This is a genomic window from Variovorax sp. YR752 (genome assembly GCF_943372545.1).
Map to the genome: position 1 here is coordinate 1 of NZ_CALRZC010000330.1, position 6,745 is coordinate 6,745.

Below are 6,745 nucleotides of genomic sequence, written 5' to 3' on the forward strand. Positions count from 1 at the left end.
CGATCTGCACCGCGCCGCCGGTCATGAACACGAAGCGCTCGATGCCGGGCGACAGGCGTGCCAGCGTGGCGGCGGCCTGCGGGCCCTGCAGCGCGAGCAGCGCGTGGTCGGGCAGGGGCTGCACTTCGCAGCGCGCGCCGATCTTGTCCTGGATGTGGGCGATGTCGGTCACCTTGCAGGCGCCGTTCACGATCACGAAGAGCGAGCCATGGCCTTCGTTGAAGAACATCAGGTCGTCGAGGATGCCGCCCTCGTCGTTCAGTAGCAGGCCGTAGCGCTGCTTGCCGGCGGGCAGGTCGACCACGTCGACGGGCATCAGGGTTTCGAAGGCGGCGGCGGCGTCGGGGCCGACGAGGCGCAGCTGGCCCATGTGCGAGATGTCGAACAGGCCGGCCGCATCGCGCGTGTGCTTGTGCTCGGCCATGAGGCCCGCGGGGTACTGGACCGGCATGGAGTAGCCGGCGAAAGGCACCATGCGCGCGCCGAGCTCCACGTGGAGGTCGTACAGCGGTGTCTTGAGAAGTTGGGCGTCGGAGGAAGCGGAAGAAGCGGCCACGGGGCACTCCAAAGGGGCAGTCGAAATCCATGGCTGCAACGCCATGGGCCACCCCTGCTGTCCGCTTTACCTGAGAGATTCGCCCCACGATCGGGGTTTGCTCCTTCGGTGGGCCGCATGCAATGCCACGGCCTCTCTCCAGCAAGGAAACGCCGGTGGTGGCCGGCGTTTTGTCAGTCCTTTTGCCTGAGCGTTCGGGGAACCCCTGCGCCTTCGGCGGCCCCGTCGCGCGGGGCTCTCTCCTGACCCGGCGAGTGTAGTGGATCGCGGGGCCGGGGCTGGTGTCGAAGTGCTCGTGGGGGCCTCAGGTGTGGCAGCAGCCCAGCGCCTGGGACGCTCTCAGTTGGGAGAGCGGCTTGGCGGAAGCGACCGCCACGGGAATGGCATCGGCCTCGCCGTTCAGCACCAGGTGCTTGAACCGTTCCCAATCGAACAAGGTGCCGGGATCGCTGCGGCGGTCCGGGTCCAGCTTGGCGTGCGAGACCACGTGGGCGAGGTTGGGATATTTGGCCCAGCAATGGCGAACGATACGGGCCGTGATTTCGACTTGCCAGTCGGAGAAGGGGTCGAGCTTCTGCTTGTTCACGACTTCGATACCCAGCGACCAGTGGTTGACGCGCCTGGCCCCGTCGTTCACATCGGGATGCGAGGCCGCATTGCGCACGTGCCATGCCGCGAGCGCCTCCGGCACGCAGGCCCAGACGAGTTCGCCGTGCTGGTCTTCGTCCTCATCGGGAACCAGCCAGTGGAACGAAGCCGCGTCGGTCGGCTTTTTCATCACCGAGATGGCGCCGGAAGACGACCCGCCTGCCGTGGCATGGATGACCACCGTGGTGATGCCCATGATCGGGTCGACCGATCGCTTCGTCGTGCACGTCGGCCAGTACGGCTGCACGCCGGGGTACCAGGGCTCGTTGAGAGAGACTTCGCCCGGTCGTTTCGACTTGGGAAGCGTGAAGTGATAGCTCTTCGGACTCGGCATGCTGAACCTCCTTGTTTTGGGAGTTGGGTTCTAGCAAGCAGCCCTGGGGGTCCGCGTCCCCTGGTTGAGGGATGGCGACCCGTGACCGCCAGGTTCAGTGCACGGTTTCGGCCAGCGGCAGCAGCTTGTCGATGCGCTCGCGCAGCGAGTCGGCGCGCTCGGGGCCGGCGGCTTTCTCGATCTCGGAGAGCATGAGCGCGGCGATGGTCAGCATGGCCTCGCGGTCGCGCGCCTCGCGCAGGGCGTCGCGCATCTGGTTGGCGAAGCGCGGGTCGCGGCGCACGAACATGCGCTCGCAGATGTCGAACAGGAACATGCGCGTGGTGGCCAGCGAGCGCTTGCCGTCGAAGCTGTCGGCCGACGTGGCGACCTGGATCGGCTCGGCCGCCGGGACGGGTGTGGGGGCCGGCGCAGGTTGCACCGGGGCCGGTCGCGCATCCTGCAGATAGCCCCGCTGCATCAGCCCCTGGATCGCCTGCTCGGCCTCGACGCGGCTGGGGAACAGCGGGCTGAAGTCGGTCAGCGAGCGTCGGCCGTCGGCCATGAGCAGCAGGGCGCGCTCACGCTGGCTGAGCGTGCGCTGCCCGGCCTGGAGTTCGTCGCGTGCCTTCTCGGTCTTGGTGGGAAACATGGCGGCCACAGCTTTCGGAGGTCGAAGGCTGCAGCATCGTTGCAAGTGGTGACACCTTCGTGAACCATTTGCCTACAGCGCGCAGGGTGGTGCGTGTCAGTTGCCCGCGCTGCTTTCCTTGCGGATCAGCCAGCGCGTGCCCACGCGCTGCAGCTCGAGCGTCTTGCGGTCGGTTTCGGTCAGCGCGTCAGCGCGGTAGACCTGCCGGAATTCCGCACTGGCCGACGTGCCCTGGACGCTGATCACCAGCCCCTCGATGCCCACGCTGATGCGCGACTTGCCCGTGATGCGGGTGCGCCGGTCGGCCTCCCAGCGTTCGCGGGTCTGGCTGCGCGCGGGGGTGAAGTCGGGCGCGTAGGCGGCGAGGTAGCGCTCCACGTCGCGTGCGGACCAGGCCGCAGCCCAGGCGCGCACGGCGGTTTCCACTTCGGCGAGGGTGGCGACGGGGTTGGCCGAAATGACGGGTGCTGCCGCAGACGACGGCACAGGCGCAGCGGCCGGCGTGGCCGCGAAACCGGCCGTGGCCAGCAGGCCGGCGGCGGCGAGGCTGCACCCTTGGGCGGCGATTCGATGCATGGCGTCCTTTTCCTTCTTCGGGTCTGTCAGGCTCGACGTCGAAGCTTGCGTCGATTCTGGCAGTGAAAGAGGGGGCGCGTGGCGTTGAATCGACCACGGATTTCGGTGGTCCGTTGTTCAGGGCGTGTGCACAGGACACCGGGTACTTCCCTCCGCGAATGTCCCCCGCCTTCGGCTCCTCCTTGATTTCGCTGCGAGAAGCACCCAGTGCCCTGCGCACAAGAGGCGCGGGGTTGGGGTCAGGCCGCAGCAGCCTCGCCCGCAACCATCTGCACTGTGCGGTTGCGAAGCCGCAAGGCCAGCACGGTCGCGACGCACAGCACGCACAACACCACCGTGAGCGTCACGCCGAGCCCGCGTGCATCCGACAGCAGGCCGAACAGCGGCGACACCAACCCGCCGACCGAGAGCGCGAGCCCGAGCGTGATGCCGCTGGCGGTGGCCGGGTTGCGCGGCAGGTAGTCCTGCGCGAGCGTCACCTGCGCGGCGAAGGGCAGGAACATGCTCATGCCGAGCCACGCGGTGCAGGCCAGCGCCGCGCCGGGCGTCGAGGCGAGCACGAGGCCCGCCATGGCCGGCAGCGCGAGCAAATAACCGCAGCGGATCGTGCCCATGCGCCCGATGCGGTCGCCGAGCCAGCCGCCGGCCAGCGTGCCCACGGCCCCTGCGGCGGTGAAGGCGGTGAGCGCCGCGGCGCCCTGGAAGGTGGTGCCGTGCAGGTCGCGCGTGATGCGCAGCGAGAGCATCGACAGCACCGTGACGTACGGGATCGACCAGCCCACGATGGTCGCGACCAGCAGGCTGAAGGCGCGCCAGTCGTTGTGCGGTTTCAGCACCTGGGCGCGGGCCTGCGCGGCGCGCGCCGCCGCGGCTGCCGCGTGGCTGGCGACGGCACCGCGCCGCGCGTTCACCGCGACCCACACCACGCCCATCGCCACCGCAGGAATGCCGAGCAGATAGCTGCGCGACAGGCTGCCACCGCCCACCACCGTGGCCGCCAGCACGGGCGCGAACGAGGCGCCGATGGTGCCGCCCACCGAGAACACGCTCATCGCCTTTTGCGAGGCGCCGCCGGCCGCGCGCGCGGCCACGGTGGCGGGCGGGTGGTAGGCCGCGATGCCCAGCCCGCACAGCGCGACCGCGATCCAGGTCAGCAGGTAGCTCTGGCTCAGGCCCGCCAGCACCACGCCCAGCGCCGCTACCAGGAAGCCCACGGGCACCAGCCAGGCGCGCGGGTGGCGGTCGGCGTACAGGCCAAACAGCGGCTGCACCACGCTCGACAGCCCGGTGGCCGCCAGCATCAGGCCGCTCACGGCCGTGTAGCTGTAGCCGCGCTCCAGCACCATGAAGGGCAGCAGCGCGGGCACGAGGCCCTGGTAGAGGTCGTTGACGGCATGGGTGCCGGTGAGCAGCCCGAGTCGGCGCGTGTTCATGCGATGGCTTCTTTCTTCGATGTCCGGTTTGAGAAAAAGAGGGAGAAAGCCATCGTAGGAAGACACGGAAAGATGTTCTCGCTACGAATGTGCAAACATCGTCGTAAAATGGACAAACTGAATCTGCGCCCCGAAGAAGGCGAATCGACGCCGCGCGCCGTGGCCGTGCTGGCCACCGATCCGGCGGGCGATGCCTTCATTCCGCCGCATGCGCACCGGCGCGGCCAGCTCATTCACGCGATCTCGGGCGTGATGATGGTCAGCGCCGCGCCCGGCAGCTGGGTGGTGCCGCCGGGGCGCGGCGTCTGGGTGCCGCCGGGCATGACGCACCAGATCCGCATGGCGGGCGAGGTGAAGATGCGCACGGTCTTCGTCGAGCCCGGCACGCGCGCCGACCTAGGCGTCGAGTGCCGCGTGATCCATGTGGGGGCGCTGTTGCGCGAGCTGATCGTCGCGGCCGTGTCGCTGTCGCTCGACTACGCGCCGGGCGGGCGCGACGAGCGCGTGATGGAGCTGATCCTCGACGAGATCGAGGCTGCGCCGGCGCTGTCGCTGCATGTGCCGATGCCGCGCCACGCGCGCCTGGCCGCGCTGTGCGAAGCGCTCATCCGCGACCCCGCGCAGCCCGCCACGCTCGACGGCTGGGCTGCGCGGTTGCACATGAACGCGCGCACGCTGGCGCGTTTGTTCGAGCGCGAGACCGGCATGACCTTCGGTGCGTGGTGTCGACAGGCGCGGCTGCTGCTGAGCCTGCCGCGGCTGGCCGCGGGCGCGTCGATTTTGGAGGTGGCACTGGCGCACGGCTACGAGAGCCCGAGTGCCTTCACCGCGATGTTCCGCCGCACGCTCGGCATGCCGCCGAGCCAGTACCTGCAGCAGGAACCGAAGCGCTGAAACGACACGGCGGGCGGCCCGTGAAGGCCGCCCGCCGTGTGCGGGTTGGCGTGGTGTTCGGCGGCTACCGGCTGTAAACCAGGTCGCGCAGCGACAGCGAGACCCAGGGCACGTACGTGATGACCATCAGGCAGCCCAGGATCACCAGCACGAACGGGATCAGGTGCCTCACGATCCGGTCGAGCGAGATGCGCGCCACCGTGCAGGCCGCGAACAGGTTCACGCCGAAGGGCGGAGTGATCATGCCCAGCGCCAGGTTCACCACCATGATCAGGCCGAAGTGCACCGGGTCGATGCCGAAGTGCACCGCCACCGGCGCCAGGATCGGCGCCAGCACGATGATGGCTGCGCTGGTTTCGATGAACATGCCGATCACGAACAGCGCCGCGTTCACGCCCAGCAGGAACATCGCGGGCGACTTCAGCACTTCCTGCAGCCAGTGGCCGATGGCGTCGGGCACGCCGGCGCGCGTGATCAGGAACGCGAACAGGCCGGCGTTGGCGATGATGAACATGATCACCGCCGACGACAGCACCGACTTGCGCAGGATCGCGAACAGGTCGGTGATCTTGATCTCGCGGTAGATCACCATGCCCACGACGAGCGCGTAGAACACCGCCACGGCCGAGGCCTCAGTCGGCGTGAAGATGCCGCCGTAGATGCCGCCCAGGATGATCACCGGCATCAGCAGCGCCCAGCCGGCCTGCCACAGCGCGCGGCCGAAAGGCATGCGGCCTTCACCGTCCGTCTTGCCCCAGCCCTTCCACTTGCAGTAGACCCACACGAAGAGCATGAGCGCCAGGCTGATCAGGATGCCGGGGCCGAAGCCCGCGATGAACAGCTCGCCGATCGAGACTTCGGCGCTCACGCCGTACAAAATCATCGGAATCGACGGTGGAATGATCACGCCCAGCTCGGCGCTCGTGGCCTGCAGCGCCGCCGCGTACGACGTGGGGTAGCCGTGCTTGATGAGCGCCGGGATCAGGATGGCGCCGATCGCGAAGGTGGTGGCCACCGACGAGCCCGACACCGCCGCGAAGATCATGCAGGTCAGCACGCAGGTCATCGGCAGGCCGCCCTGCACGCCGCCCACGATGCTCTTGGCGAACTCGACCAGCCGGCGCGAGATGCCGCCGGTTTCCATCAGGTTGCCGGCCAGAATGAAGAACGGAATGGCCGCCAGCGGAAACTTGTTGATCGAATTGAACATCTCCTTCACGGAGATCAGCATGTTGGCGTTGGTGACCTGGATGCCCAGGATCGACGCCAGACCGATGGACACGGCCACCGAAACCGACAGTGCAAAACACAGCACCATCGTTGCAACCATCACGACGCTCATTGCGCGGTCTCCAGTTCGAGCCGCTTGGGATCGAGAAAATTGCCGGCAATGCCGAACAGACAAAACACAGAACCGACGGGCATGGCCAGGTAGGCCCACACCATCGACAGGCTTTCGAGGCCGGCCATCGACTGCACGCGCCCGCGCATCGCGTAGTCCCAGCCCCACCAGAGAATGACCAGCATCAGCGCCAGCGCGGCCAGTGCCACCACGGCGTCGAGCACGCGGCGCACGCGCGGCGAGCTCCAGCGGTAGAGCACGTCGACACTGACCATCGCGCCCTGGCGGAAGGCCATCGGAATGCCCAGGAACACCATCCAGATCAGGCTCA

General features: G+C 68.2%; 7 protein-coding genes, 1 pseudogene and 2 riboswitches. Of the genes and pseudogenes, 1 reads left to right on the forward strand and 7 read right to left on the reverse strand.

Going from position 1 to position 6,745, the window contains the following annotated elements:
- From gcvT to AAG801_RS39090, 5 genes and pseudogenes are all read right to left on the reverse strand, one after another.
- A pseudogene (gene gcvT / locus AAG801_RS39070) lies at positions 1-556 on the reverse strand (glycine cleavage system aminomethyltransferase GcvT); the annotation flags it as partial.
- A 47-nt stretch (positions 557-603) separates the two neighbouring features.
- Positions 604-708: riboswitch (glycine riboswitch) on the reverse strand.
- Between the two features lie 20 nt (positions 709-728).
- A riboswitch (glycine riboswitch) is annotated at positions 729-803 on the reverse strand.
- Positions 804-860: 57 nt separating this feature from the next.
- Positions 861-1,538 (reverse strand): N-acetylmuramoyl-L-alanine amidase, encoded by a 678-nt coding sequence (locus tag AAG801_RS39075; protein WP_341893259.1) that lies wholly within the window; start codon positions 1,536-1,538, stop codon positions 861-863.
- 94 nt (positions 1,539-1,632) lie between these two features.
- Positions 1,633-2,169 (reverse strand): hypothetical protein, encoded by a 537-nt coding sequence (locus tag AAG801_RS39080; RefSeq protein ID WP_341893260.1) that lies wholly within the window; start codon positions 2,167-2,169, stop codon positions 1,633-1,635.
- Between the two features lie 96 nt (positions 2,170-2,265).
- Positions 2,266-2,745: a hypothetical protein gene (locus tag AAG801_RS39085; RefSeq protein ID WP_341893261.1), complete on the reverse strand. Its 480-nt coding sequence runs from the start codon at positions 2,743-2,745 to the stop codon at positions 2,266-2,268.
- Between the two features lie 239 nt (positions 2,746-2,984).
- Positions 2,985-4,178, reverse strand: a complete 1,194-nt coding sequence (locus AAG801_RS39090) for an MFS transporter (protein ID WP_341893262.1) — start codon at positions 4,176-4,178, stop codon at positions 2,985-2,987.
- A 108-nt stretch (positions 4,179-4,286) separates the two neighbouring features.
- On the opposite strand from AAG801_RS39090, the gene AAG801_RS39095 reads away from it, so the two are divergent.
- Positions 4,287-5,072: a helix-turn-helix transcriptional regulator gene (locus AAG801_RS39095; protein ID WP_341893263.1), complete on the forward strand. Its 786-nt coding sequence runs from the start codon at positions 4,287-4,289 to the stop codon at positions 5,070-5,072.
- A gap of 64 nt (positions 5,073-5,136) precedes the next feature.
- Here AAG801_RS39095 and AAG801_RS39100 read toward each other — a convergent pair whose 3' ends face one another.
- A complete protein-coding gene (locus AAG801_RS39100; protein WP_341893264.1) occupies positions 5,137-6,414 on the reverse strand; it encodes a TRAP transporter large permease in 1,278 nt (425 codons plus the stop codon).
- A partial coding sequence (locus AAG801_RS39105; RefSeq protein WP_341893265.1) for a TRAP transporter small permease occupies positions 6,411-6,745 on the reverse strand: 335 nt, incomplete at its 5' end. The genes AAG801_RS39105 and AAG801_RS39100, both read right to left, overlap by 4 nt.